This window comes from Streptomyces sp. NPDC001443 (assembly GCF_053597355.1).
In genome coordinates, this window is sequence record NZ_JBSFIA010000015.1 from 123,270 (window position 1) to 148,842 (window position 25,573).

22 protein-coding genes are annotated in these 25,573 nt (G+C 73.0%); 9 read left to right on the plus strand and 13 right to left on the minus strand.

Features of this window, described 5'->3' with window-relative positions:
* Positions 1–38 precede the first annotated feature (38 nt).
* The gene (locus tag ACWC24_RS18055; RefSeq protein WP_450663797.1) at positions 39–1,289 is read right to left on the minus strand and encodes a serine hydrolase domain-containing protein; all 1,251 of its coding nucleotides are present in this window, start codon (positions 1,287–1,289) and stop codon (positions 39–41) included.
* Between the two features lie 333 nt (positions 1,290–1,622).
* On the opposite strand from ACWC24_RS18055, the gene ACWC24_RS18060 reads away from it, so the two are divergent.
* A complete protein-coding gene (locus ACWC24_RS18060; RefSeq protein ID WP_450663798.1) occupies positions 1,623–3,437 on the plus strand; it encodes a M4 family metallopeptidase in 1,815 nt (604 codons plus the stop codon).
* A gap of 94 nt (positions 3,438–3,531) precedes the next feature.
* Here the strand turns inward: ACWC24_RS18060 and ACWC24_RS18065 are convergent, their stop codons facing one another.
* The 4 genes from ACWC24_RS18065 to ACWC24_RS18080 form a co-directional block, all read right to left on the minus strand.
* Positions 3,532–6,513 (minus strand): helix-turn-helix transcriptional regulator, encoded by a 2,982-nt coding sequence (locus ACWC24_RS18065; protein ID WP_450663799.1) that lies wholly within the window; start codon positions 6,511–6,513, stop codon positions 3,532–3,534.
* Between the two features lie 108 nt (positions 6,514–6,621).
* Positions 6,622–6,972 carry a UBP-type zinc finger domain-containing protein gene (locus ACWC24_RS18070; RefSeq protein WP_450663800.1) on the minus strand — a complete coding sequence of 117 codons (351 nt, stop codon included), beginning with the start codon at positions 6,970–6,972 and terminating at the stop codon, positions 6,622–6,624.
* Positions 6,969–8,429, minus strand: a complete 1,461-nt coding sequence (locus ACWC24_RS18075) for an ATP-binding protein (RefSeq protein WP_450663801.1) — start codon at positions 8,427–8,429, stop codon at positions 6,969–6,971. Before ACWC24_RS18075 ends, ACWC24_RS18070 begins: the two co-directional genes overlap by 4 nt.
* Positions 8,426–10,102, minus strand: a complete 1,677-nt coding sequence (locus tag ACWC24_RS18080; protein WP_450663802.1) for an FAD-dependent oxidoreductase — start codon at positions 10,100–10,102, stop codon at positions 8,426–8,428. Before ACWC24_RS18080 ends, ACWC24_RS18075 begins: the two co-directional genes overlap by 4 nt.
* A gap of 209 nt (positions 10,103–10,311) precedes the next feature.
* On the opposite strand from ACWC24_RS18080, the gene ACWC24_RS18085 reads away from it, so the two are divergent.
* Positions 10,312–11,184 (plus strand): universal stress protein, encoded by an 873-nt coding sequence (locus ACWC24_RS18085; RefSeq protein ID WP_450663803.1) that lies wholly within the window; start codon positions 10,312–10,314, stop codon positions 11,182–11,184.
* Positions 11,185–11,423: 239 nt separating this feature from the next.
* On the opposite strand, the gene ACWC24_RS18090 is transcribed toward ACWC24_RS18085, so the two are convergent.
* Both ACWC24_RS18090 and ACWC24_RS18095 read right to left on the minus strand, forming a co-directional pair.
* Positions 11,424–12,659 (minus strand): DUF4032 domain-containing protein, encoded by a 1,236-nt coding sequence (locus tag ACWC24_RS18090; protein WP_450663804.1) that lies wholly within the window; start codon positions 12,657–12,659, stop codon positions 11,424–11,426.
* Positions 12,660–12,745: 86 nt separating this feature from the next.
* Positions 12,746–13,492: an MBL fold metallo-hydrolase gene (locus ACWC24_RS18095; protein ID WP_450663805.1), complete on the minus strand. Its 747-nt coding sequence runs from the start codon at positions 13,490–13,492 to the stop codon at positions 12,746–12,748.
* Positions 13,493–13,588: 96 nt separating this feature from the next.
* Here ACWC24_RS18095 and ACWC24_RS18100 point away from each other — a divergent pair, with 96 nt between their 5' ends.
* Positions 13,589–14,338, plus strand: a complete 750-nt coding sequence (locus ACWC24_RS18100) for a DUF6348 family protein (protein WP_450663806.1) — start codon at positions 13,589–13,591, stop codon at positions 14,336–14,338.
* Positions 14,339–14,411: 73 nt separating this feature from the next.
* Here ACWC24_RS18100 and ACWC24_RS18105 read toward each other — a convergent pair whose 3' ends face one another.
* Entirely contained in the window at positions 14,412–14,972 is a 561-nt protein-coding gene (locus ACWC24_RS18105; RefSeq protein WP_450663807.1) for an alpha-ketoglutarate-dependent dioxygenase AlkB, read from the minus strand.
* 24 nt (positions 14,973–14,996) lie between these two features.
* Between ACWC24_RS18105 and ACWC24_RS18110 the strand changes: the two genes are divergently transcribed.
* Positions 14,997–15,644 carry a TetR/AcrR family transcriptional regulator gene (locus ACWC24_RS18110; protein WP_450663808.1) on the plus strand — a complete coding sequence of 216 codons (648 nt, stop codon included), beginning with the start codon at positions 14,997–14,999 and terminating at the stop codon, positions 15,642–15,644.
* Between the two features lie 17 nt (positions 15,645–15,661).
* Positions 15,662–17,335, plus strand: coding sequence for an FAD-binding dehydrogenase (locus ACWC24_RS18115; RefSeq protein WP_450663839.1), 1,674 nt, complete (start codon positions 15,662–15,664; stop codon positions 17,333–17,335).
* Between the two features lie 198 nt (positions 17,336–17,533).
* On the opposite strand, the gene ACWC24_RS18120 is transcribed toward ACWC24_RS18115, so the two are convergent.
* Positions 17,534–17,884 (minus strand): DUF488 domain-containing protein, encoded by a 351-nt coding sequence (locus ACWC24_RS18120; RefSeq protein ID WP_450663809.1) that lies wholly within the window; start codon positions 17,882–17,884, stop codon positions 17,534–17,536.
* A 152-nt stretch (positions 17,885–18,036) separates the two neighbouring features.
* Here ACWC24_RS18120 and ACWC24_RS18125 point away from each other — a divergent pair, with 152 nt between their 5' ends.
* Entirely contained in the window at positions 18,037–19,497 is a 1,461-nt protein-coding gene (locus ACWC24_RS18125) for a M1 family metallopeptidase (protein WP_450663810.1), read from the plus strand.
* A gap of 92 nt (positions 19,498–19,589) precedes the next feature.
* On the opposite strand, the gene ACWC24_RS18130 is transcribed toward ACWC24_RS18125, so the two are convergent.
* Together ACWC24_RS18130 and ACWC24_RS18135 are read right to left on the minus strand one after the other, a co-directional pair.
* Entirely contained in the window at positions 19,590–19,850 is a 261-nt protein-coding gene (locus ACWC24_RS18130; protein WP_450663811.1) for a WhiB family transcriptional regulator, read from the minus strand.
* A 118-nt stretch (positions 19,851–19,968) separates the two neighbouring features.
* Positions 19,969–21,189, minus strand: coding sequence for a saccharopine dehydrogenase family protein (locus ACWC24_RS18135; RefSeq protein ID WP_450663812.1), 1,221 nt, complete (start codon positions 21,187–21,189; stop codon positions 19,969–19,971).
* A gap of 276 nt (positions 21,190–21,465) precedes the next feature.
* On the opposite strand from ACWC24_RS18135, the gene ACWC24_RS18140 reads away from it, so the two are divergent.
* Positions 21,466–22,176: a TetR/AcrR family transcriptional regulator gene (locus tag ACWC24_RS18140; RefSeq protein ID WP_450663813.1), complete on the plus strand. Its 711-nt coding sequence runs from the start codon at positions 21,466–21,468 to the stop codon at positions 22,174–22,176.
* Between the two features lie 160 nt (positions 22,177–22,336).
* Positions 22,337–23,623 (plus strand): MFS transporter, encoded by a 1,287-nt coding sequence (locus ACWC24_RS18145; protein WP_450663814.1) that lies wholly within the window; start codon positions 22,337–22,339, stop codon positions 23,621–23,623.
* An 80-nt stretch (positions 23,624–23,703) separates the two neighbouring features.
* Here the strand turns inward: ACWC24_RS18145 and ACWC24_RS18150 are convergent, their stop codons facing one another.
* Both ACWC24_RS18150 and ACWC24_RS18155 read right to left on the minus strand, forming a co-directional pair.
* Complete coding sequence (locus ACWC24_RS18150) at positions 23,704–24,159, minus strand: cyclic nucleotide-binding domain-containing protein (RefSeq protein WP_450663815.1); 456 nt, start codon at positions 24,157–24,159, stop codon at positions 23,704–23,706.
* Positions 24,160–24,537: 378 nt separating this feature from the next.
* Positions 24,538–24,765, minus strand: coding sequence for a hypothetical protein (locus tag ACWC24_RS18155; protein ID WP_450663816.1), 228 nt, complete (start codon positions 24,763–24,765; stop codon positions 24,538–24,540).
* A 304-nt stretch (positions 24,766–25,069) separates the two neighbouring features.
* Between ACWC24_RS18155 and ACWC24_RS18160 the strand changes: the two genes are divergently transcribed.
* The gene (locus tag ACWC24_RS18160) at positions 25,070–25,534 is read left to right on the plus strand and encodes an ATP-binding protein (protein WP_450663817.1); all 465 of its coding nucleotides are present in this window, start codon (positions 25,070–25,072) and stop codon (positions 25,532–25,534) included.
* The last annotated feature ends 39 nt before the right edge of the window (positions 25,535–25,573 follow it).

Sequence of the window (25,573 nt, forward strand, 5' to 3'; positions counted from 1 at the left end):
GCGCAGGTCGCCCGGCACACGTTGCCCCGCGCACGGTGTCAGTCCAGTACGACCTCCGGGGCGATGTCCTCGTGCCGCTCCACCGACGAGCCCCGCCCGGCCGCGCCGGCCACGCGGTTGCGCGCACCGCAGAACGCGGACTCCAGGGTGCCCAGCATGGTGTTGAGCACCTTGCCGTTGTTGGAGGTGGTGGCGAGCGCGGTGAGGCTGCGGCCGCCGTCCCCGGTGGTGAACGCGTAGCTGTAGTAGCCCTGTACGGCCCCCGTGTGCCCGTACACGGACACCCCGCAGGACAGATCGCGCCGCCGCAGTCCGAGCCCGTACCCCTGCGTGGGACCGACCGCGGTCCACCGCTTCATCTCGGCCAGCCGGGCCGCCGAGGTCAGCCGGCCGCGCAGCAGCGCCGTGTAGAAGGTGGCGAGGTCCCGGGTGCTGGAGATGACGGCGCCCGCGCTCTGCGCCCACGACGCCGTCTGCTCGGTGGCGTCGACCAGCGGGGCGCCGGCCCGGTCGGGGGTCAGATAGCCGTGGGCGTGGCGGCCGGGGATCCCGGTGCCGGGATGGACGTAGAAGGTGTCGCGCAGCTTCAGCGGGTCGAAGATCCGCTCCCGGTAGACGGTGCCGACCGGCCGGCCGGTGAGCTTCTCGATCAGCAGCCCGGCGACGACGAAGTTGGTGTTGGAGTAGGAGTAGGCGGCACCGGGCGCGGCGGTGCGCGGGTGCCGCAGCGACAGGTCCACCAGTTGGCGGTAGGTGAAGACCTTGGTGCGGACCGCCTCGAAGCCCCGGACCGAGTCGGCGAACATGTCGTTCGTGTAGTCGTACAGGCCGCTGCGGTGGCTCAGCACCTGGCGCACCGTGATCCGGGCGTCGGGCAGCAGGCCGGGCAGATGGCGGTCGACCGGGTCGTCCAGTTTCAGCAGGCCCTCGTCGACGAGCTGGAGCAGGACGACGGCGGAGAAGGTCTTGGTGATGCTGCCGACCCGGAAGCGGTCGGCGTCGGCCAGCGGCCGTCCGGTGGTGCGGTCGGCCACCCCGACGGCCGACCACCGGACGGTGCCGTGGTCGTCGATCCGGGCCATGGCGCCTGGCGCGCCTTGCTGCTGCGCCGTGCGCAGGACCCCGCGCAGCCCCGTGAGATCGGGTTCGGGCTGCGCGGGCCGGGTGGTCGCGGCCGCGGCCACGGTGGGGCTCGCCCCTCGGGGTGTCGCGTGCGCGGGTGCCGCCAGGAGCGACAGCAGGACCGCCGTCGCCAGTGCCGTACCTCTTCGGGCCGTCGTTGTGACCATGCGGTTCCTCGTCCGTCGTCGGTCGATGGGGATGCGGGTTCCACGGGGCGAACGTCAATGCGAGATGTGTCACACCCGCACGGGGGCAACCTTCTCGCGTCTCGTCATATCTCCACGTTCGACGCACAGTTGGTCGCTCATCGATCACTGAGCGGGGTGGATTTGCAAAGTAATGCCATGAAAAGCAGGTAAATAGACCTTTCCCTCTTTACATGGACATGACTGATCCATAAGGGTTCCACTCTGGGGCTCTCCCGGCCCCCATGGCGCTCACCGCCATGTGTCAGGGCGGTCGGTGTTCCCGATCGTCTGTGAACTAAGGAACCCTCAGCAGTGCGTAGACCCCATATACGCAGCCTGGCGGTGGCCGTCGCCGTGACGACGACCGCCACCGGACTGGCGGGCACGGCCCTCGCGGCCCCGGCCACGGGGACGGCCGCGGGCACCACCTCGACCTCGCCCGCGTCCGTGGTGGGGGCGGCCGTGGCCGTCGCCTTCGCCCACGCCTCGGCGACCGGCCTCACGTCCGGCGACGAACTGCACGCCCAGGACGTGCTGATCGACCCGGAGGGCGCGCGCCACGTCCGGTTCGCCCGCACGCACCGGGGGATGCCGGTCCTCGGCGGCGACCTGGTCGTCCACCTCACCCGGAACCTGGCGTACGCGGGTGTCACCCGCGCCGCCGACCACACGGTCGGGCCCGCCGCCGTCAAGGCCCGGCTCACCGCGCGACAGGCCGAGCAGAAGGCCGCCGCGGTCGCCAAGGGCGACGCGGGCAGCGCCCGGCTCGTGGTCGACGCCCGCGACGGCTCCTCCGCCCTCGCCTACCAGGTGCGGGTGAGCGGCCGCGTCACCACCGAGAGCGGCGGCTCCCGTACGGTCGTCGTCGACGCCGTCACCGGCTCGGTGCGCAGCAACACCCCCGACCAGGACGAGTTCCTGTCACCGCGGCTGCTGGCCACCCTGCGCGAGCGCGGTGAGACGATCTCCCCGGCCGTCGGCACCGCCCAGCGGTCCGCCTCCCCGGCCGCCGGTTCGTCGGCCTCCGCGGTGTCGTCCGCCGCCGTGACCACGGGCCGCTACCCGGCGACCGCCTTCGGGACCGGTTCCTCGCTCTTCGTCGGCAAGGTCCCGCTGGTCACCACCCGGACCGCCGCCACCACCTACGTGCTGAAGGACCCCTCCCGCTGGGGCACCGAGACGCGCGACGCCAAGGGCCTGGAGCTGGAGGACTTCGCGCAGGGCAAGCAGTTCACCACCACGAACGACACGTGGGGCAACGGCGCCGTCTCCAACCGCGCCAGCGCCGCCGTCGACGCCCAGTACGGCGTCACCAAGACCCTGGACTTCTACAAGAAGACCTTCGGGCGCAAGGGCATCGAGAACAACAGCAAAGGCGCCCGCGCCATGGTCCACTTCGGCAACAAGGTGGGCAACGCGTTCTGGGACCCGTACTGCGACTGCATGCTGTACGGCGACGGCGACGGGACCTGGTTCAACAAGCCGCTCGTCGTCCTCGACGTCACCGGCCACGAGCTCACCCACGGCGTCGTCGACGCGACCGCCGGCCTGGAGCCCACCCGGGTCGACAGCCAGGGCAACCAGTACGGCGAGCCCGGCTCGCTCAACGAGTCGCTCGCCGACGTCTTCGGCTCCAACGTCGAGTTCAGCGCGAACAACGCGAACAACCCGCCGAACTACCTCATCGGCGAGAAGCTGGGCCTGTCCCAGAAGTTCCTGCGCCGTCTGGACAAGCCCTCCCTCGACACGCTGGAACGGACGATCGACTACTGGTCGCCGGCGGTGTACGACACCGAGGTCCACGCCGGCTCCGGCGTCTCCTCGCACGCGTACTACCTGCTCGCCGAAGGCAGCGGCAAGAAGACGATCGGCGGTGTCACCTACGACTCGCCGACCTACGACGGTCTGCCGGCGACCGGCATCGGCCGCACCAAGGCCACGGCGATCTACTACCGCGCCCTGACCCGCTACATGGTCTCCACGACCGACTTCCACGACGCGCGCGTCGCGACGCTGAAGGCGGCGAAGGACCTCTACGGGGCGGACAGCGCCGAGTACCGGGCGGTGGACCGGTCCTGGGCCGCCGTCAACGTCACCGCCGCCAACACCCCGGCCGCGCGCAACTGACGCGAGGCCGGCCCGGGTGTCCCGGGTGCCCCGTCCTCGGGCGGGGCACCCGGCTCTTCCGCTCGGTTCCGTACCGCCTCGGCCGGCGCCCGGGTCAGCCCGACGCGCTCGGCTCGCGGACGATCAGCCCCTCCCGGTAGGCGATCGCCACCGCCTCCGTACGGCTCGCGGCACCCAGCTTGGCCAGGATGTTGGAGACATGCACGCTGGCCGTCTTGCCGGTGATGAACAGCTCCTCGCCGATCAGGCGGTTGCTGCGGCCCAGCGCGAGCAGCCGCAGCACGTCCTGCTCACGGGCGGTCAGCGGCGACAGGCGGTCGTCGGACGGCCCGGTGTCCGCCAGCCGCCCGCGCCGCACCAGGGCGTCCACCTGCTCCCGCAGCGGCACGGCGCCGAGCAGGTCGGCGCTCTCGCGCACCGCCCGCGCCTGCTCGGCGGCCTCCTCCCGGCGGTCGGCGACGAGCAGCGCCTCGGCGAACCGCAGCCGGCAGCGGGCCTGCTCGTACACGTCCCCGTAGTCGAACGCGGCCACCGTCTTCTCCCAGACCACCGGATCCGGTCCGGACACGGCCCGGGTCCACTCCGCCTCCGCGCGGGCCAGCCACGCCTGCCCCTCCGGGCCCTGCGGTCCACCGGACCTGCCGAACGAGGCCGTCTCCCGGGCCAGTTCGACCAGTTGCGTCGCGGTGTCCGTCCAGCGGGCCGGCTCACCTTCCCGGCCCGACTGCCCGGGCTGGCCCGTGCGACCCGACCGGCGCAGTTCGGCGGCCCGGTCGGCGACCGCGGACAGCGCGAGCGCCACCAGCCGGACCGCGGCATCCGGCAGCCGTCCCCCCTCGGACAGCGCCGAGACCGTGGTCCGCGCCCGCTCCACGGCGTCCTGCGGGTCCCCGCGCAGCGCGGCGTCGTCCGTCAGCACGATGCCCGCGACGAGCGTGGCGAGCCAGTCGAAGGGCTGCCTCAGCAGCTCCCGGGCCCGGTCGGCGGCCGCCCGGTCGCCGCGCGCGACACCGACGTACCACGCGGGTCCCAGCGTGAACCTGCCCGACGGGGGCAGCGCCTCGGCGGCGGCCGCCGCCGCTTCCAGGCACGCGTCCCACTGCCCCAGGGTGTACATCGCCAGCAGCTGGAGATAGCGCATCTCCAGCGGATACGGCGCGGACTGCAGCCCCGCGCGACGGGCCCGGTCCAGCCCCTCCGCCAGCCAGGGCAGACACTCCTGGAGCTCGCCCGACTCGAAGCAGCCGATGGCCAGATGGAACAGCGCCCGCATCTCGACCGTCGTGTTGCCCGAACGGCGCGCCAGTTCACGGGCCGCCTTCAACCCCTCACGGCCCTGCGGGGTGCGCCGGGTGCCGCCCTCCAGCCCCGCCAGCGAGATCAGCAGGTCGGCCTGCGCGTCCGTCACCCGCAACTCCCGCGCCACCGGCAGCGCCTGCCGGGCGACGCGCAACGCCGTCTCGTCGTCGCCGAGCTGACGGGCCGCCAGGACGTGCGTGGCCGCCGCCCACACCCAGGTCGGCGACGGAGGGTCGGCCGGTATGAGCGCGAGCGCCTCGCCGCTGTGCGCGAAGGCCGCGCCGTGGTCGACGCCCAGCAGGTTCCCGGCGAGGGTGTAGCGGACCCGGGCGGCGAGTTCGGAGTCCGCGTCCTCTCCGACGCCGGCCAGCGCGGCCCGGGTGAGCGCGACCGCGCGATGGCCCTCGCCCGCGTGCGCCGCCGCCACCGAGGCGCGCAGCATGAGCGAGATCCGGTCCGTCCCCTCGCCCGTGGGCAGCGCCGCCGCGTCCACCGCCGGCCAGAGGTCCAGGGCCGTCTCCAGGTGCCGCAGCTCCTCCGCGGGCGCTCCGACCCGCTGGGCGTGCCCGGCGGCCTCCAGCGACGCGGCGAGCGCCTCGGCCAGGTCGTGGCTCTCGCGGTAGTGGTGGGCGCGCTCCGCGGCCGTCTCGGCCGGTTGTCCCCGCCCGGCCAGCAGACGTGCGAACGCCCCGTGCAGCCGCGCCCGTTCACCGGGCAGCAGATCGGCGTAGACCGCCTCGCGGGCCAGCGCGTGCCGGAAGGCGTAGGTGTTGCGGCTGTCGGTCACCAGGAGCTGATGGCCGACGGCCTCGCGCAGTGCCGACTCCAACTCGTCCTCGGGCAGCCCGACCGCCTGGCTCAGCAGGTCGTGCTCGACCCGGCGTCCGGCGACGGCGGCCGTCCGCAGCATCGACTGCGCGGTCTCGGAGAGTTGCTCGACCCGGATGAGCAGCAGGTCGGCCAGGCCGCTGGGCACCCCGCCCACCCGCGCGTCGGTGGCGGCGAGCAGCTCCTCCGCGTAGAAGGCGTTGCCCTCGGCCCGCTCCACGATGCCGCGGACCGTCGCGTCCGGCAGCGGACGGTCCTGCCGGGCGCGCACCAGCCGGGCGACCTCCCCGTCCGTCAGCGGCCGCAGCTCCAGGCGCTCGACGGCGGGCAGCCGCACCAGTTCGGCCAGCAGGGGACGCAGCGGGTGGCGGCGGTGCAGGTCGTCGGCGCGGTACGAGCCGAACACGGTGAGCCGTCCGGCGGGCGCGCCGCCCGCCGGGCGGGCGAGGACACCGCGGCTGAGCAGGAAGCGCAGCAGGTCCCGGGAGGACTGGTCGGCCCAGTGCAGATCCTCCAGGACCAGCAGCAGGGGCGCGGTCGTCGCCAGGTCGGCCAGCAGTGCCGCGACCGCCTCGAACAGCCGCAGCCGTCCGCCCGCGTCCCCGGCGGCGTCCGGCCCCGCGCCGAGCAGCCGGTCCACCGCGTGATGCGCGGCCAGGACCGGCGCGAACCGCTCGTCGGCGGCTACCGCCGCCAGGATCTCGGTGAACGGCAGATACGGCAGCCCCACGTCCCCCAGATCGACGCAGTGGCCGGTGAACACGGTCGTACCGGACTCGGCCGCCCGCGCGGCGACCTCGTCCAGGACCCGGGTCTTGCCGACCCCGGCGTCCCCGGCGAGGAGCACGGCACGGGCCTCGCCGGCGCGTGCGCGCTCCAGCACACCGGCGAGGCGGGAGAGTTCCGCCTCCCGGCCGACGAGAGGGGTGGTGAAGACGGGTTGCGGCACGCCCCCATCCTGGCACGGATCACCGACGGCGCCGGGGCCGCGGCAAAAGCGGCGGACTCGCCCGCGCGGCCGGGACGGTGGGCCGTGCCCCGGCCGCGGTACGGCGGCTCAGTGCAGCGACTGCGACCAGTTCGCCGGTACGCGTCCGGCCGGTCCCGGGGCCGGCTGGTCCAGCGGGTGGTGTTCGGGCGGCGCGAGGTCCGGGCCCGACTCGTACAGCTCGTTCGTCTCGTAGTTCCAGAACCAGTCCTCGCCCGGTTCGAAACTGCGCACCAGCGGATGCCCGGACGCCTTGAAGTGGGCGGTGGCGTGCTGGGCGGGGGAGGAGTCGCAGCAGCCGACGTGCCCGCACTGCGCGCAGCGCCGCAGGTGGAACCACCAGCCGCCGGTCGTGTCGCACTCGACGCAGCCCGCACCGCTCGGCGGGACGCCCGGTTCGATGCCGTCGACGTTGCTCACAGCGCCTCCTCGGAAGTGGTGTCGGGATCCGCCCCGGTGAGCGGCAGCAGGATCCGGAACCGGGTGTCACCCGGCACGGACTCGACCTCGATGCTGCCGTGGTGCTTGTTGACGACGATCCGCCAGGAGATGTCCAGGCCGAGCCCGGTGCCCTGGCCCACCGGCTTGGTGGTGAAGAACGGGTCGAAGATCCGGCCGCGGATCTCCGGCGGGATCCCGCCGCCCGTGTCCCGGAACACCACCACCAGCTGGTCGTTCTCCCGCGCGGTGCTCACCGTCAGCGTCCCCTCCCCGCCCGCGTCGGCGATGGCGGAGACCGCGTTGTCGATGAGGTTGGTCCATACCTGGTTGAGCTCCGCCGGGTAGGACGGGACGCGGGGCAGCGAACGGTCGTACTCCTTCACGACCTTGATCTTCCCGCCGATCTTCCCGGAGAGCATCAGCAGCGTGCTGTCCAGGAGTTCGTGCACGTCGGCGACCTGGAAGGGGGCGCGGTCGAGCTGGGAGTACTGCTTGGCGGCGTTGACCAGGTTCGAGACGCGGGTGGTGGAGTCCTCGATCTCGTCCATCAACAGCTCGGTCTCGACCGTGTAGTTGAGCCATCCCACCGCCCCGGGCAGGATCTCCTCGTCCACCGCCGCGGCGACCTGGTCCAGCCACTCGACGTGCAGACCCGCCTGGACGAAGGTGGGCGCGAGCCGCCAGCCGTCCGGGATGCCGTGGTCGTCGAGCCAGTCGGTGACGGCGTCCTCCCGGTCCGAGGCCTCCAGCGGGCTCAACGTGGGTGCCTTGGCGACCAGTTCGGCCGTCCGCTCCTGGATCTCGATGAGGCCGGCGAGGGCCTCGCGCGGATACGGGCCCGCCGAGATCACACTCAGCTTGTGCCGCATCTTCGCCACCCGCTCGCGCAGCGTCGCCGTAGCCCGCACGGCCGCCGCGGCCGGGTTGTTGAGCTCGTGCGTGAGCCCGGCGGACAACGAGCCCAGCGCCAGCAGCCGTTCGCGCTGGCCGATGGCCCGCTGGGTGTTCTTCGAACCGAAGAACAGCCCCTCCAGCAGATGGACCGCCATGGGGAACCACTCCTGCATGATCCCCGCGAACGTGTCCGCGGGCATCACGAAGAACCGCGTCGGCTCCGTGACCCGCATCGAGTTCGTGTAGACCTGCCGCACCCGGTCGCCGATATAGGCCTGCATCGCCCCCGCGTACACGCCGCGCTGCGAGGTCCGGCCGACCTCGACATCGTCGCCGCCGACCCGGCGGGACAGCACGACCGTGCCCTCGACCATCACATAGAAGCAGGTGGCGGGCTCGCCCTCGGTGTACACCGGCCCCGGTTCGTACTGCTCCACCCGCCCCTCGTGGCACAGCCTGCCGAGCTGCTCCGGGGTGAGCTTCTCGAACAGGAACAGCGAACCGATCTCCTGCGGCCGGCATTCCACCCGCTGCCCGCTCACGACTGCTCCAGATACCGGTGGACGAGCATCACGGCCATGGCTCCCTCTCCGACGGCGGACGCGACGCGTTTCGCGGACTCGGCGCGGGCGTCGCCCGCCACGAACACGCCGGGGACACTGGTCTCCAGGTGGTACGGCGGCCGGTCCAGCTCCCAGCCCGCGGGCGGCCGTCCGTCGGGCGTCAGGTCGGGTCCGGCCAGGATGAAGCCGCGCTCGTCGCGCAGCACCGTGCCGCCCAGCCAGTCGGTCAGCGGGGCCGCGCCGATGAACACGAACATCCACTGCGCGTCGACGAGTTCGCTCTGCCCGCTCGCCGTGTCGCGCAGGGTCAGCTGCTCCAGGTGCTCGGAGCCGTGCGCGCACTCCACGACCGTGCCGGTGCGCACGGAGATGTTGGCCGCCTCCTCGATCTGCTGGATCAGGTAGTACGACATCGACGCCTCCAGCGACGTCCCGCGCACCAGCAGCGTCACCGACTTGGCGCCCCGGGACAGGTACATCGCGGCCTGCCCGGCGGAGTTGGCGCCGCCCACGATGTACACGTCGTGCCCCTGGCAGGAGGCGGCCTCGGTCAGCGCCGACCCGTAGAACACCCCGCAGCCGGTGAGGTCCGTGACGCCGGGTGCCGGCAACTGCCGGTAGGAGACCCCCGTCGCCAGGATCACGCTGTGCGCGGCGATCGCCGAGCCGTCCGAGAACCGTACGATCCGTGCCGCGCCGTTGACCTCCAGACCCGTGACCTCGCGCGCGGTGAGGATCTCGGCGCCGAACTTGGCCGCCTGCCGCCGGGCCCGGTCGGTGAGCTGCGCGCCCGACACCCCGTCCGGGAAGCCCAGGTAGTTCTCGATCCGGGAGCTCTGCCCGGCCTGCCCGCCCGTGGCCGAGCGCTCCACCAGCACGGTCCGCAGTCCCTCGGACGCCCCGTACACGGCCGCGCCGAGTCCGGCCGGGCCGCCGCCGATGACGACGAGGTCGTAGAAGTCGGCGGTCGGGGTGGTGGCCAGCCCCACCCGGGCGGCCAGCTCCGGCGCCTCCGGCTCGACCAGCGGGGTGCCGTCCGGGGTGACGACCAGCGGCAGCCGCTGTCCGTCCTGCCCGGCCGCGTCCAGCAGCCGTCTGCCCTCCGGCTCGTCGGCGGAGTACCAGCGGTAGGGCACCTGGTTGCGGGCCAGGAACTCCCGTACGTCCGACGAACGCGCCGACCAGCGGTGCCCGACGACCTTCGTGATCGCCACCGCCCGGAAGTCGCTGGCCCGCCAGGCGACCAGCAGGTCGTCCAGGACCGGGTAGAGCTTCTCCTCCGGCGGGTCCCACGGTTTGAGCAGATAGTGGTCGAGGTCGACGACGTTGATAGCGTCGATCGCCGCGTCGGTGTCCGCGTACGCGGTCAGCAGCACCCGGCGCGCCCCCGGATACACGTCCAGCGCCTGTTCCAGGAACTCGATGCCGTTCATCTGCGGCATGCGGTAGTCGGCCAGGATCACCGCCACGAGGTCGCCGCGCAGCTTCAGCTCGCGCAGCGCGTCCAGCGCGGACTCCCCCGACTCCGCGCGCACGATCCGGTACGACTCGCCGTAGCGCCGTCGCAGGTCCCGGGCGACGGCACGGGAGACCCCCGGGTCGTCGTCCACGGTCAAGATGACGGTCCGCGCTGCCTCGGCGGCCTGTGCCATGCGTCTCCCACCCCGAGTGGTCGGATGTGCGGCACGGCGCCTGCGTCGCCGCCGAGCCGACTCCCGCCATCGTATGTTCGATCGCCCCGCTTCGCTCAGGTACGAGGCAGCCGGGACCGCTCGAGGTCATGAGGGGCGGGCGTGCCGGGAGGGCCGTGGGGAAGACTGGGGTTTCCACGGACGGCACGCGACACAGGGAGGCGACGCGCATGACGCGCCCCATCACGGCAGGCGTCGACGGAACGGACGAGAGCCTGGCCGCGCTCGCCTGGGCGGCGCGGGAGGCCGTGCGCAGACGGCTGGCGCTGCGGGTGGTGCACGCCTGGCGGTTCCGGCAGGACGCGGCGCCGGACGTGGCCGAGCGCGACACGCAGGAGCGCTGGGTGCGGGACGCGGTGGACGGCGCCGTCCGCACCCTCGCCGAGCACCACCCGGACCTGGAGGTGTCCACCGACGTCCTGGAGGGCGACGCGGCCGAGTCGCTCGTCGCCGCAGCGGCCGACGCCGAACTGCTGGCGCTGGGCTCGCGCGGGCACGGCGCCGTCGTGGGCTTCCTGCTGGGCTCCGTCGGACAGCAGGTGATCGCCGAGGCGGACCGGCCCGTGGTCCTCGTACGGGCCGGGGACCAGGCCGCCGCCGAGGCCGGCGGCCGCGAGATCGTCGTCGGGCAGGAGGGCGGCCCGGACGACAGCGCCGACGTGCTGCGCTTCGCCTTCGAGACGGCCGCCGCCCGCGGTGCCACCGTGCGCGCGGTACGGGCCTGGACGCTGCCGCCCGCGTTCGCCTACAGCCCGGGTTCGCTGCGGCTCCTCGACGACGCCGGGGGCCTGGAGCCGTACGAGACGAAGGCGCTCGGCGAGGCCCTCGCACCCTGGCGGGCCCGCTTCCCGGACGTGCCGGTGGTCGAGCACGTGGAGATGGGCAGCGCGGGCCAGGTCCTGCTGTCGGTGACCGGGCGGGCGCAGCTCGCGGTGGTGGGACGCCGGGCCCGCCGCACGGCCGTGGGGGCCCGGATCGGCTCCGTCGCCCACGGGGTGCTGCACCACGCGCCCTGCCCGGTCGCCGTCGTCCCGCACGGCTGAGAGCTCCGAACAAAAGTGGGGCCCGGCGGGCGGCGCCCGGCACGCGCGCTCGCAAGGCGCCGGACACCGCCCGCTGATCGGACCCCACTTTTGTTCGGAGCTCTGAGTCACCCGGCGCGAGTCACCCGGCGCGAGTCACCCGGCGCGAGGCGCCCGGGTCGAGGCCGCTCGGGTCGAGGCCGCTCGGCGGCCGGAGCGGCTCGGGCGCCCGGGTCGCCCGGGCTCCGTCGGTGCCGGCCTCACTCGGGCTCCGTCGGCTCCAGGGTGTCGCGCGCCTTGGGGAGGATGTTCGCGACGTAGTCCGCCACGACCCGGTCCAGGCCGATGTCGTGCTGGGCCCGCTCCGACAGGTACCAGCGGTGTTCGAGCAGCTCGTGGTAGATCTCGGCGGGGTCCATCGCACCGCGCAGTTCGAGCGGCACGGCCCGCACGGTGGGCCGGAACACGTCCCGCACCCAGCGGTGCGCCAGCACCTCCGGGCGGGCCGCGAGCGGGTCGCCCGGCGCGTAGTCGTCCTGGGTCGCCATCCAGCTCTCCAGGTCGTTGAGCAGCCGTCTGGCCTGGTTCTCCTCGGTGTCCAGGCCGGTCAGGCGCAGCAGCTGACGCTGGTGGTGACCGGCGTCGACGACCTTGGGCACGAAGGTGACCGAGTCGCCGTTGGAGGAGTGCTCGATCTGCATCTCGGCGACGTCGAACCCCAGGTCGTTCAGCCGGCGTATGCGGCGCTCCATGTAGTGGTGCTTGCCCGCCGGGTAGACGGAGGTGCGGGTCAGCTCCTGCCACAGCCCGTCGTAGCGGGCGCAGATCTCCTGGCCGAAGCCGATCGGGTCGACGGCCGGGTGCAGCGCCCCGGCCGCCTCCAGGTCGAGCAGTTCGCCGCTGATGTTGACCCGGGCGAGGTCGAGGTCGTACTCGCGCTGTCCGGGGCTCAGCCGAGCGTGCAGATCACCGGTCTCCGCGTCCACCAGGTACGCCGCGTAGGCACCCGCGTCGCGCCGGAAGAGCGTGTTGGACAGCGAGCAGTCGCCCCAGGCGAACCCGGCCAGGTGCAGCCGCACCAGCAGCACCGCGAGGGCGTCCATCAGCCGGTGCATGGTCGCCGGGCGCATGGTCGTCTCGAACATCGAGCGGTACGGCATCGAGCCGCCGAGGTGCCGGGTCACCAGCGCCGGTTCCAGCGGGGCGCCGTCGGCGTCGAGGCGGCCGGTGACCACGGCCAGCGGGTCCACCGCGGGGATGCCCAGCCGGTCCAGGTCGCGCAGCAGTTCGTACTCGCGCAGCGCGGGCCGCTCGGCGAGTTCCTTGACGGCGATCACCTCGTCGCCGGCCCGCGCGTAGCGCACCACGTGCCGGGAGATGCCCCGGGGCAGCGGGACCAGGTACTTCTCGGGCCACTCCTCCAGGGCCGTGTCCCAAGGGAGTTCGAGCAGGAGTGCGGGGTGCTCCGGGTTGGTGGCACTGATCTGCAAAGCCATGGCCCGAGCTTAGGCGGCCCGCGGAACCGGCCGCCGGACCGCCCGCCTGCCGGACGGTCGGCTGTACCGAAGCCCCCGACGGTCGGCTAGGCCGCCCGCTCCCGGGCCAGCCGGGCCGCCGCCTCGACCGAACCCCGGTGCACGGGTCCGTGTCCGGGGAGCAGCAGGTCGGCGGAGAGGGCCTCGATGACGGACAGGGAGGCGACGGCCCGGGCCCGCTCGTGGTGGAACATGTCGGGCAGCAGCTGCGGGCCCTCGGTCCGCGCGGTGGCGTGGCCGCTGACCAGGGCGTCGCCGGAGACGACCGCGCCGACCTCGGGCAGATGGAACACCGCGTGTCCGACCGTGTGTCCGGGGGTGTGCACGGGCACGGGCCGGCCGGGCAGGTCCAGCGCGCCGGTGCCGGTGAACGGCGCGGGCGCCGTCACGGGGTGCTGTTCGGTGCCGCCGACGCGCAGCACGTGCACCAGCCACGGCAGCACACCGGGCCGCCACACGTTGCTGAGCACCTGTCCGACGCTCACCTGCTGGAGGAAGTCCCGGCGCGCGTGCGGCACTTCGTCCTCGTGCAGGTAGACCGGCGTGCCGTAGGTGCTGCGCAGGTACTCGGCGGAGCCCAGGTGGTCGTTGTGGGCGTGGGTGATCAGCACGGCGGCGACGGCCTCCGGCGAACTCCCCACCGCGGCCAGGGACTCCAGGAGCTGCTGCCGGTCTCCCGGATAGCCGGTGTCGATCAGGGTCGCGGCGTCCCCCTCGGTGAGGATCACCCAGTTGGTGTTGCTGCCGTGCACCAGGTAGGTGCCGTCCGCGACTTGCTGCACATCCGCCCGCATGATCGCCCCGTGTGGTGTGGTCGGTGCCTGACCCGCACAGCAAAGCAGATCACCAAGTCGGCTCTCCGGGCGGGGCGGCTCCGTAAGATCCCTCGTATGCCTTGGATACGCCGCCGCGCGCGCAAGCCCGAGCCGTCCGCGGAACGCCTGCCGGACCTCGAATTCCTCGCCCTCGTCAAGGAGAGCCTGGAGGAGTACGCGCCCGGTGTGACGCAAGGCGCCGAACTCAAGGGCCAGTCGCTGCTCAGTCCGCACGGCTGGGCGGTCGCGGTGGCGCCGCCCCACCACGGGGGCGGCCGGCACTACGACCTCGTCGCGCTGCCGGACGTGAGTCTCCAGCCGGACGTGCCGTGCTTCGTGGACTGTGTCGTCGCCATGTCAGGCAACGTCCGGCACGCGGCAGACTCCTGGGTGCAGACGGCCGGCGCGTGCCTGCTCGAACTCCTGGACCCGCGACAGCGCTTCGCGGAGCACGCGGGTCCCGAGGACGAGCGCGGTGTCCCCGGTATGCACGCGATCGTCTCCGGCGTGGTCGGCGTCGGACTCGACACCTCCGAGAACCGGCGCATCCAGACCGCCCTGCTGGAGGCGAATGTGCTGCACCGCCTCGCGGACACGTTCGCCGCGGACCTGGAGTCCCCGTTCTTCAACGGGGTCAAGGTCTTCTACGGCGGGCGGCCCGGCTCGATGGAGTGCGAGATCCGGGTCAACGGAGAACGCCACGAGGCCGCCTCGGCCGCGATGGCGGCACTGGACCTGCCCGAGCCCTCGGTGTTCACCGCGGTGCGCCATTACGCGTTGCTGATCCCCGAGCAGGCCGACGGCGGGGAGCCGGACCACCGCTGAGCCCCCTGGGCCCGCCGAGCCCGCCGGGCCCGTCACGCCCGCCGCGCCCGGCGGTGCGATCGGTGGACCTCCGTCACCGCACCCCGTGCGGCCGGAACTGGATGCTGATGCGCGGTCCCGCGGCGCGCGAGGTCTTGGGTACGCAGTGCTCCCAGGTGCGCTGGCAGGAGCCGCCCATCACGATCAGGTCGCCGTGGCCCAGCGGACGCCGCACGGTGTCGCCGGGTCCGTGCAGCGGCCGCAGCAGCAGGTCGCGGGGCGCGCCCACGGAGAGGATCGCCACCATCGTGTCCTCTCGCGCGCCCCGGCCGATCCGGTCGCCGTGCCAGGCGACGCCGTCCCGGCCGTCGCGGTAGTAGCACAGGCCGGACGTGACGAACGGCTCGCCCAGCTCGTCCGCGTAGCGCGCCGAGAGCAGTTCGCGTGCCTCGGCGAGCACCGGGTGGGGCAGCGGGCCGTCGGCGCCGTAGAACGCGAGCAGCCGGGGCACGTCCACGACCTGGTCGTACGTCTTCCGTCGCTCGGCGCGCCACGGGACCTCGGCCGCCGGCCGTTCGAAGAGCGCGTCGGCCCCCGCGCCCGCCGCATCACCTCGCCGCACACCTCTTTCGATGCACTGATGTATCGGATACATTCGCGTATCGAACGGAGGTGGGGCATGACGGAAGCGGCACGACAGCCGGCGGGGCGGGTCACCAAGCGCCGGGTCCGCACCCGCGCCAACCTGCTCTCCGCCGCCTTCTCGGTGTTCGCCGCCAAGGGGTACGGGCGCGTCTCCATCGAGGAGGTCTGCGAAGCCGCCGGTTACAGCAGAGGCGCCTTCTACTCGAACTTCGACAGCCTGGACGAGCTGTTCTTCGCCCTCTACCGCGAACGCGCCGACCTCATCGCCGACCAGGTCGCCGGGGCACTCGCCCTCGACGGGCCCGACCTCGACGTACCCGCCGCGGTGGACCGCGTCACCGAGGTGCTCCTGCTCGACCTGGACTGGCTCCTGGTGAAGACGGACTTCCTGGTGCACGCCGCGCGCGACGCGGTCGTGGCCCGGACCCTCCTGGAGCACCGGGCCCGGCTGCGGCGGGCCGTCGCCGACCGGCTCTCCCGCGCCCGGGGGCACACCGAACTGCCCGCCGTGCTCGGCGACGCCGACGGCGCCGCCCACGCCGTGGTCGCCGCGTACGACGGCGTCACCACCCAACTGCTGCTGGACAAGGACGTCGAGCACGCCCGCGCCTGGCTCAAGCAACTGCTCACCGCGCTGCTCACCGACGGCAGCGACAAGCCCGCCGCACAGCGCGGCGGATGAGGAAGGAAACGGTCGCCATGGACGCGGACGTCATCGTCGTCGGAGCGGGCCTCGCCGGCCTGGTCGCGGCGCACGAACTCACCAGCCGGGGCAGACGCGTCGCCCTGGTCGACCAGGAGAACGCCGCCAACCTCGGCGGCCAGGCGTTCTGGTCCTTCGGCGGACTGTTCCTCGTCGACTCCCCGGAACAGCGCCGCCTGGGCATCAAGGACTCCTTCGACCTCGCCTGGACCGACTGGCAGGGCAGCGCGCAGTTCGACCGCGCCGAGGACGAGGACTCCTGGGCGGTGCGCTGGGCCCGCGCCTACGTCGAGTTCGCGGCGGGGGAGAAGCGCTCGTGGCTGGAGGGCCACGGCATCAAGCTGCTGCCCACCGTCGGCTGGGCGGAGCGCGGCGACCTGCGCGCCGACGGGCACGGCAACTCCGTCCCCCGCTTCCACATCGCCTGGGGCACCGGCACCGGTGTCGTCGAGCCGTTCGTCGACTACGCCCGTCAGGCCCGGCGCGACGGACTGCTCACCTTCCACCACCGCCACCGGGTCGACGAACTCGTCGTCGAGGACGGCGCCGCGCGCGGGGTGCGGGGCACCGTCCTGGCCGACGACGACTCGCCCCGCGGTGTGGCCTCCAACCGCGAGGCGGTCGGCGAGTTCGAGCTCACCGCGCAGGCCGTCGTCGTCACCAGCGGCGGCATCGGCGCCGACCACGACATCGTCCGGCGCCACTGGCCCGAGCGGCTGGGCACGCCCCCGGCCCACATGGTCACCGGCGTACCGGAGTACGTCGACGGGCGCATGCTCGACATCAGCGCCGCGGCCGGCGTCAGACTGGTCAACCGCGACCGCATGTGGCACTACACCGAGGGCATCCAGAACTGGAACCCGATCTGGCCCGGCCACGGCATCCGCATCCTGCCCGGCCCGTCCTCTCTGTGGTTCGACGCCCTCGGCCGCCGGCTGCCCGACCCGTGTCTGCCCGGCTACGACACCCTCGGCACCCTCAAGCACCTGCGCACCACCGAGGACATCGCGGGCCACGACCACTCGTGGTTCGTCCTCACCAGGAAGATCATCGAGAAGGAGTTCGCGCTGTCGGGCTCCGAGCAGAACCCCGACATCACCGCCAAGGACCGCAAGGCGGTGCTGCGCGACCGGCTGCTCGGCAAGGGCGCGCCCGCCCCGGTGACGGACTTCCTGCGGCACGGCGCCGACTTCGTGATGGCCGACACCCTTGAGCAGCTCGTCGAGAAGATGAACGGCCTCACCGACAAGCCGCTGCTCGACGCGGCCGAGATGCGCCGTCAGATCGAGGCCCGCGACCTCCAGATGGCCAACCCCTACAGCAAGGACTCGCAGATCCAGGGCATCCGCAACGCCCGCCGCTACATCGGCGACCGGCTCGGCCGCGTCGCGACCCCGCACCGGATCCTCGACCCGGCGGCCGGCCCGCTGATCGGCGTCAAGCTGCACGTCCTCACCCGCAAGACGCTCGGCGGCATCCAGACCGACCTGGACTCCCGTGCCCTGGGTGCCGACGGCACCGCGATCGACGGTCTGTACGCGGCCGGCGAGGTCGCCGGATTCGGCGGCGGCGGCGTGCACGGCTACAACGCCCTGGAGGGCACGTTCCTCGGCGGCTGTCTCTTCTCCGGGCGGGCGGCCGGGCGCGCGGCGGCGAAGCAGACGGGCTGACCGTCCCCGGTGGTCGCCGCTGTCGCGACCACCGTGACCGCCCCGACATCGGCGACTGCCGAGACCACCGTGACCGCCGCGACATCGGCGACTGTCGCGACCATCGTGACCGCCGCGACATCGATGACTGCCGTGACCGCCGTGACCGCCGTGACGGTCGCGGCAGTCACGGCGGCCACGGTGATCGCGGCCCGTCCCTCAGTTGTGCAGCAGGTGGGCCAGGACGGCCGCGTGACTCTCCTGCGGGGACTTCGAGGCGGTCAGCAGGGTGACGGGCCCCTCCTCGGCCGACTCGCGCAGCACGTCGACGAGCTCCGCCGCCTCCGGCGCGGCGAGCTCCGCCTCGTAACGGCGCGCGAACTCCTCGTACGACGCCTCGCCCGCGTGGTACCAGCGGCGCAACTCGGTGGACGGGGTCAGGCCCTTGGGCCACTCGTCCACCCGCGCGTCCTCCTTCGACAGGCCGCGCGGCCACAGCCGGTCGACCAGGACCCGCACACCGTCCTCGGGCTGCGGCGTTTCGTAGACGCGGCGCACACGCACGTTCATGTTCGGGCCCCTCCGAAGTGGCAGTGGTCCTCTCGAGCCTACGACCGTGCGCGAAGTGACGCCCCGTGACTTGACCTGAACGAGGGGGACCGCCGGGCACAGGCGCCCCTAGTCTTGGGGGGTTTGATCATCGCCACCCCCCAGGAGCGCATGTGAAGCCCACCCGTCAGCAGCCCGTCAAGCCCGTCGGAAGCACCGCCGTCCTCGGCCGCAGGGCCGTCGTCGGAGCCGTCCCCGTCGCCGTCGCGGCCCTGCTCGCGACCGCCGGGCCCGCAGCGGCGGGCACCACGGGCGCATCCGGTGCCGCGGACCCGTACTTCCCGCTCGCCGGGAACGGCGGCTATCACGTCAGCCACTACGGTCTGACCCTGGACTACCGGCCGTCGGACCGTCACCTCGACGGCAGGGCCGTGCTCACCGCCCGCGCGACCGAGCATCTGACCCGCTTCGACCTCGACTTCAAGGGCTTGAAGATCACCGGCCTCACCGTCGACGGGCGCCCGGCGGCCTTCCGGCGCAGCGGTCAGGAACTCGTCGTCACCCCGCGCCATGCCCTGCGCAAGGGACGGCAGTTCCGGATCGCCGTCACCTACGGCGGCACCCCACGACCCGTCACCGACCCGGACGGCTCCGCCGACGGATGGATACCCACCGACGACGGAGCCTTCGTCGCCGGTGAGCCGCAGGGCGCCATGACCTGGTTCCCGGCGAACAACCACCCCAAGGACAAGTCCTCCTACGACTTCACCCTCACCGTCCCCGAGGGACATGCCGCGATCGCCAACGGCGTCTACCTCGGCCGGCGCACCGCCCACGGGAGGACCACCTACCGCTGGCACCAGGCCGAGCCGATGGCCGCCTACCTGGCGACCGCGACCGTGGGGAAGTTCAGACTCCAGCAGTACACCACCCGCGACGGCGTGCAGGTCGTCAACGCCGTCGACCCGCGCGAGGCGGCCGCCGCCGCACCCGTGCTGAAGAAGCTGCCCTCCGTGCTGGAGTGGGAGAGCAAGGTCTTCGGCCCCTACCCGTTCCGCGCCGCCGGTGCGATCGTGGACCACGCGCCCGACGTCGGCTACGCCCTGGAGACCCAGACGCGGCCCCTGTACGACTCCGCGCCCGACCTGGCCACGCTCGTCCACGAGAGCGCCCACCAGTGGTTCGGCGACTCCGTCTCCCTCACGAGCTGGAAGGACATCTGGCTCAACGAGGGCTTCGCCACGTACGCCGAGTGGCTCTACAGCGAGCAGCACGGGGGCGACAGCGCCCAGAAGACGTTCGACGCGCTGTACGCGCGTCCGGCGGGCGACGAGCTGTGGGCGTACCCGCCCGCCGACCCCGGCAGCGGCGCGAACATCTTCGGCACGCCCGTCTACGCGCGCGGCGCGATGGCCCTGCACGAGCTGCGCACCGCCGTGGGCGACCGCGCGTTCCTCCGCATCCTGCGCGCCTGGGCCACCGAGCACCGCGCCGGACACGGTACGACCGCGCAGTTCGAGCGCCTCGCGCAGCGGGAGTCGGGCAAGAAGCTCGACAGCCTGTTCCGGACCTGGCTGTACGCCACCGGCAAGCCGGCCGGGACCGTCGCGCCGACCGGGTCCGACAAGTCGTAGGCCCGGACGGGTCGCGCACCCGCGTCGGCCGCCGAGAGGCAGGGCCGACGCGGGTGCGGTCTGCGGGGGCGCGGTCGTCGGGGACGGGCGCGCTAGCTCGACTGTCCCGAGTGCCGCCGGGCGTTCGAGCGGCGCTTCAGGGCGCGCCGTTCCGCCTCGTCGGTGCCGCCCCAGACACCGACGGCCTGCCCCGTGTCCAGCGCGAACTCCAGACACCGCTCCCGGACGGGACAGCGCGCGCAGACCGCCTTCGCCTGTTGGGTCTGGAGCAGTGACGGTCCCGAGGTGCCGACCGGGAAGAACAGGTCGGGGTCCTCGGTCCGGCACTCGGCGCGGAATCGCCAGTCGTCCATGGAAGTCACCTGCGATCGGGATCGTGTGTGCGCTTGTGGAGGAACAATGTGAACCACTCGCCTGCGGGTCACCTCTCGACGCGCCGTCAAACAGCGGTACCGTCCTCCGGGACGCACATCACTGCTCCCGGATGCCCCAGGGCGAGCCGTACTCGGTGAGCAGGTCCAGGAACGGCACGGCCGGGAACGCCTCGGGTCCGAGGACGCCCGTGCCCGACCAGGCGCCTTCGGCCAGGAGTTCGAGGGCGACCACGGGATTGACGGCGGTCTGCCACACCACCGCCTGGCAGCCGTACTCGGTCATCGACCACTGGTTGTCGACCACGTGGTACAGGTACACCTCGCGCGGCGCGCCGTCCTTCACGCCCCGCACCCAGGTGCCCGCACAGGTCTTGCCGTGCATGCGCTCGCCCAGGGTCGCGGGGTCGGGCAGACAGGCGGCGACGACGTCCCGCGGCGAGACCGCGACCGGGCCGTCGGGGCCGGGCACGGTCACCGGCTCGGTGCGGTCGAGACCCAGCAGGCGCAGGGTCTTCAGCGTACGGATGAAGTCCTCGCCGAGGCCGTACTTGAAGGTGACCCGGCGGGCGCCGACCCAGCGCGGCACCAGCAGGACCTCCTCGTGCTCCACGTTCACGCACTCCACGGGCCCGATGCCCGCGGGGAAGTCGAACACCTCGGGCTCGCTGAAGGGCTCCGTGGTGAACCAGCCGCGGTCGGCCTCGTAGACCACCGGCGGGTTGAGGCACTCCTCGATGGTGGTCCAGATGTTGAACGACGGCGCGAAGTCGTGGCCGTCGACGGTGAGGTCGGCGCCGTCGCGGACGCCGATCTCCTCGATCTCGTCGAACAGTTCGTCGGCGGCGTACCGGGCGAAGACGTCCGACAGACCCGGCTCCACCCCCATGCCGACGAGCGCCAGGGCACCCGCCTTCTCCCACTCGGCCGCCTGCGCGAACTGGGCGTCGCCGAGCATGACCCCGCACTCCTCGTACGGCCGCTCCGGGTGCGGCCGGGACAGCGACATCGCCATGTCGACATACGTGGCCCCGGCGCCGCGGGCCGCCCGGAACAGGGGCTCGACGAAACGAGGGTCGGTGGCGTTGAGCAGGACGTCGCAGGCGTGCCGGCGCAGCAGCGCGGCCACCTCCTCCGCGTCGCCCGCGTCGACGCGCTCGGCACGGAACCTCGTACCGTCATCGCCGAGGGCGGCGACGGCTGCCTCGGCCCGTGCCAGGTCGTAGTCGGCCACCACCATCGTCTCGAAGAACGACCGCCGGGCCGCGATCCGGGTGATCGCGGTGCCCACACCGCCGGCTCCCACAAGCAGAACACGCATGACGAGGACTCCTTCTCGGGTGACTCGGTGACTCGGTGACTCGGCGCGCCGGCGCGGGGCGCGTCGACGCACGCCCGCATCGACGACGCGGCGAACCGACGGCTCGACGGCGCGACGAATCGGTCGGCCAGGTCGAATCGGCTGAATCGGGTGAACGAAAGAAGTGGGGCCCCGGCGGTGATAAAACGCCTTCTGCCGCCGTAAGGTCAATGGCGTTGGCATAAGAGCTCCCGCGCGAGAGAGCAGTCGTGCGGGAAAGCGGTCGAGGAGGCGGCGATGCCCAAACCGGTGGTGCCCGAGGACAAGCGGCGCAGGCGCCGGCCCACCAGGAGCGGCACCGTGCTGTCCGAACGGCTCATCGTCGACACGGCGCTGCGGATGCTGGCCGAACACGGCAGCACCGGACTCACCGCCCGCCGCCTCGGCCTGGCCCTGGACTGCGACCCGAGCACGCTCTACCGGTACTTCCGGGGCATGGACGACCTGACCCTGGCCATCGGCGACGCCCTCATCGGACAGGCCCTGCGGGGCTGGCGGCCCACCGGGCAGTGGCGGACGGACCTGCACGCCGTGGGGCTGCGCATCCACGCGGCGTACGTCGCCCATCCGCAGGCGGCCCTGCTCACCGCGAGCCGGGTCACCGGACGCACCCATGAACTGGCCGCCGACGAGGCCGTGCTGGACGTCCTGCGCACCGCCGGCTTCCCGCTCCCGGAGACGGTCCGCATCTACCACGCCTTCATCGACCAGACCCTCGCCTTCGCCGCCCTCGACGCGGCCTCGCTGGCCCTGCCGCGGGCCACGCTGCGCGCCGACGAGGACAAGTGGCGCTCGACCTACGGACGGCTCCCGGCCACCACCCACCCGCGCATCGCGGAGGCGGCGCCGCTGCTGGCGGCCCGCATGGTCGACAGCGCCTACCCGACCGCGCTGGAGATGCTGTTGGACAGTGCGGCGGCCCGGCTGGCGGCGGCGGTCCGATCCTGACCGCCGGCCTCGGGGGCCCGGCGCCCCGGCCGGCGCGCTCGTGAGCACGCTCCGGCGCACGCCCTCGTCCCACAACGCGGGATCGGGTGTCCCGAGGGCAAGGCCGGTGCTGCGATAGTGATCCCCGGCCCGAAAGATGTATCTAGCAACCAGGAAGCCCGTGGACACCAGCGAGAGCAGTACCGAGTCACCCGCCGCCGCCCCGGAGCCGCCCCGGCGCGGCTGGCGCCGCTGGGCCATGGACACCCGCCCCCTGCGCCGCCCGGCCTACCGCAGGCTGTGGTCGTCGACGATCGTCACGGCGGTCGGCAGCCAGCTCACCGCGGTCGCCGTGCCCAAGCAGATCTACGACATCACCGGCTCCTCGGCCTGGGTCGGGGCCGCGAGCCTCGCCGGTCTGCTGCCGCTGATCGTGTTCGCGCTGTGGGGCGGCGCGGTCGCCGACACGGTGGACCGGCGCAAGCTGCTCCTGATCACCAACAGCGGCATAGCCGTCACCTCGCTGCTGTTCTGGGTCCAGGCCGCCGTCGGGCTCGACTCGGTGGCCGCGCTCATGGTCCTGCTGGCCGTGCAGCAGGCGTTCTGGGGGCTCAACGCCCCGGCCCGCAACGCCTCCATCGCCCGGCTGGTCCCCGCGGACGAGCTGCCCGCCGCGAACGCCCTCGGCTCGACCGTGATGCAGACCGGACAGGTGGTCGGACCGCTGCTGGCGGGCGTCCTGATCCCCGTCATCGGACTTCCGGAGCTGTACCTCATCGACGCGGTGGCGCTGTGCGTCACGGTGTGGGCGGTCCTGCGGCTGCCCGCGCTGCCGCCCCTGGCCGCCGTGGCGCGCCGTGCGGGAGTGCGCGAGATCGTCGCCGGTTTCCGCTACCTCTCCGCGCACAAGGTGCTGTTGCTGTCCTTCCTGGCCGACATCATCGCGATGGTCTTCGGCATGCCCCGCGCCCTCTTCCCGCAGCTCGCCGCGGAGACCTACGCGCCCTGGGGCGAAGGCCTCGCGCTCGGTCTGCTGTTCGCGGCGATCCCGGTCGGCGCGGTGGCCGGCGGGCTGTTCTCCGGCGCGTTCTCCCGGGCCCGCCGGCACGGCTGGATGGTGATCGGCTCGGTCGTCGCCTGGGGCGCGGCCATCACGGGCTTCGGACTGAGCCGCAACCTGTGGTTCGCGGTGGTGTTCCTGGCCGCCGCCGGGGTCGCCGACATGGTGTCCATGGTCTTCCGCGGGGCGATCCTGCTGTCCGCGGCCACCGACGAGATGCGCGGCCGGATGCAGGGCGTCTTCACGGTCGTGGTCGCGGGCGGACCGCGCGTCGCCGATGTGCTGCACGGTACGGCCGGTGCGGCCTTCGGCCCCCGGGCGGCCGTCGCCGGCGGCGGACTGCTGGTCGTCGTGCTGATGCTGGTCCTGGCGGCCGTGGTACCCGCCCTGCGCCGCTACCGCATCTGACGCCCCGCCCCGTGGCCGTACGGGGCTGCGGGAGGCGGGACGGCGGGACTGCCGTGAATCACAGGCGGGACCGCCGTGGACTACAGGGCGCTGCGCCGGCGCACCGCGTACTGCTCCATGAGTTTGGTGCGGGTCATCTCCAGCCGGTGGGCGAGGATCTCCGCGACCGTCCGGATCAGCGTCAGCCCGAGCTGGGCGTCCTCGTCGCACAGCTCCCGTACGGGCTGCGCGTCGAACTCGTAGGCGCGTACGGGGCTGAAGGCCTCCGCTCCGAAGTCCCACAGGTAGGGCGGGAACAGCCAGGACCAACCGAGCAGGTCGCCCGCCCCCAGCGTGGCCACGGTCACCCGCTGTGAGGTCGTGACCTCCTGGTCCAGGGAGACGGCGCCCGAGCGGATCACCCAGAACCGGTCGGCCGTGCCGCCGGACTCGAAGATGCGGGTGTCCTCGGGGAAGGAGACCTCCCGGGCGAGCGACATCAGGCGCTGGCGCTGCGGCTGGGGCAGGGCGGTCAGGAGTTTGGTCGCTTTGGTCATGGGCGGGGCTCCTCGCCGGCGAAGTGGAGGGGGCGGCCGCGCGGCGGAGTTCCACCCGTCGGCGGTGTCTTCCCCTGGCCCCATTTCAGCCGCTGGCGACGGTGCGGGCACCTCGGCGGGGTGGGCTCCGGTGCTCGTCGGCCCGACGCGTGGGTGGGGGTGGTAATGGCAGTTACCCAGTCCCTCGCCGTTCAACCGGAGGAGGGCGGCGCACCCCGCTCCGGGCATGAAAAAGCCCTGGCTGGACGGGGGAAACCAGCCAGGGCTCAACGCGGTTGTACACGGAGGACGGTACGGTCGACTCCGTCACCACGTATAGATGAATGGTAAACCATCTAGCGGGGTCCCTGTACCGGAAACCGGGTTGCGTGACCGGTTTCATCTGCCGTCCTCGCCGCGATGCCTGCCGGGGGTGAGGATCTCGTCCATCACCCTGATCACCGCCTCGTAGGCCAACGTCCGCACGGCCGCCTCACGCGACCCGTCCGGATCGGTCGCCCTCAGGTCCCCGCACCGCGCCTGCCAGGTCCGCGCCTCCTGCTGGGCGCACATCCTGGCCCGCTGCATACGGCGCACCAGCTCGTCCGAGTCCACAACATCCGTCATGGCACCCGACTACCCCCGATGGGCCCGTCGATGACGGGGTCTCCACTCGGGAACCGCAGGTTTGAGGGCCTGCCGCCCGGTCATGCGCACAGAGAAGGATCCGCTGATTCCGGGCGGCGCGAGAGCGGGCGCCCGGCCCGGGCGTCGCGGGTCCTGCCCGACCGTTCCCGCCTGCCCCGCGGGCGGACGACGGCAGCGGTCGGACAGGCCCCGGCAGGCGCCACGGCCGGACGGAGCTCGGGCGCGGGTCGCCCGCGAGCCCTGCCCGGGGCCGTGAAGAAGCGATCGCTCAGGGAGCGCGACCATGTGTGCGAAGCCACCGACCGGACCCGCCACCGATCCCGTCCGGGGCCCGGACGACGCGCACACCCCGGCCGGCTCCGACCGCCGACGGCCCTGGTGCCCGGCCGACGTCCGCATCGCCGTACGGCGCGTGGTGGACCGGTGGTGCCGGGAGAAGGGCTCGCCCTGTGACGAGGACGCGCTCTCGGACGCGCTGCTCGTCGCCTCGGAACTGACCACCAACGCCATCCTGCACGGCGGCGGGGTCACCGGGGTCGACGTGGACCTGGAAGGACGGGCCGTACGCGTCTCCGTCTGCGACCGCAGCGAACGGCTGCCGGTCTTCACCCCCGCCACGGACCTCCGGGAACACCGGCACACCGGCGGACGCGGCTGGCCGATCGTGTGCCTGCTGTCGCGGGACGTACGGGTGACGGACCTGCCCGCGGGCGGCAAGCGGATCACCGCGGTGGTGCCGGTCTTCTGACGCGGGCGCGGCCCTTGCGGCCGACGGGTCCGCCCGAGT

Excerpts from the sequence above, each read along its gene's own strand:
- ACWC24_RS18080 (WP_450663802.1), bottom strand. The coding sequence starts at position 10,102 with ATGGCACAGGCCGCCGAGGCAGCGCGGACCGTCATCTTGACCGTGGAC.
- ACWC24_RS18140 (WP_450663813.1), top strand. The coding sequence starts at position 21,466 with ATGCCCAAACCGGTGGTGCCCGAGGACAAGCGGCGCAGGCGCCGGCCC.
- ACWC24_RS18100 (WP_450663806.1), top strand. The coding sequence starts at position 13,589 with ATGCCTTGGATACGCCGCCGCGCGCGCAAGCCCGAGCCGTCCGCGGAA.
- ACWC24_RS18120 (WP_450663809.1), bottom strand. The coding sequence starts at position 17,884 with ATGAACGTGCGTGTGCGCCGCGTCTACGAAACGCCGCAGCCCGAGGAC.
- ACWC24_RS18150 (WP_450663815.1), bottom strand. The coding sequence starts at position 24,159 with ATGACCAAAGCGACCAAACTCCTGACCGCCCTGCCCCAGCCGCAGCGC.
- ACWC24_RS18090 (WP_450663804.1), bottom strand. The coding sequence starts at position 12,659 with ATGGCTTTGCAGATCAGTGCCACCAACCCGGAGCACCCCGCACTCCTG.
- ACWC24_RS18155 (WP_450663816.1), bottom strand. The coding sequence starts at position 24,765 with ATGACGGATGTTGTGGACTCGGACGAGCTGGTGCGCCGTATGCAGCGG.
- ACWC24_RS18110 (WP_450663808.1), top strand. The coding sequence starts at position 14,997 with ATGACGGAAGCGGCACGACAGCCGGCGGGGCGGGTCACCAAGCGCCGG.
- ACWC24_RS18105 (WP_450663807.1), bottom strand. The coding sequence starts at position 14,972 with ATGTATCCGATACATCAGTGCATCGAAAGAGGTGTGCGGCGAGGTGAT.
- ACWC24_RS18085 (WP_450663803.1), top strand. The coding sequence starts at position 10,312 with ATGACGCGCCCCATCACGGCAGGCGTCGACGGAACGGACGAGAGCCTG.
- ACWC24_RS18055 (WP_450663797.1), bottom strand. The coding sequence starts at position 1,289 with ATGGTCACAACGACGGCCCGAAGAGGTACGGCACTGGCGACGGCGGTC.
- ACWC24_RS18160 (WP_450663817.1), top strand. The coding sequence starts at position 25,070 with ATGTGTGCGAAGCCACCGACCGGACCCGCCACCGATCCCGTCCGGGGC.
- ACWC24_RS18135 (WP_450663812.1), bottom strand. The coding sequence starts at position 21,189 with ATGCGTGTTCTGCTTGTGGGAGCCGGCGGTGTGGGCACCGCGATCACC.
- ACWC24_RS18130 (WP_450663811.1), bottom strand. The coding sequence starts at position 19,850 with ATGGACGACTGGCGATTCCGCGCCGAGTGCCGGACCGAGGACCCCGAC.
- ACWC24_RS18095 (WP_450663805.1), bottom strand. The coding sequence starts at position 13,492 with ATGCGGGCGGATGTGCAGCAAGTCGCGGACGGCACCTACCTGGTGCAC.
- ACWC24_RS18115 (WP_450663839.1), top strand. The coding sequence starts at position 15,662 with ATGGACGCGGACGTCATCGTCGTCGGAGCGGGCCTCGCCGGCCTGGTC.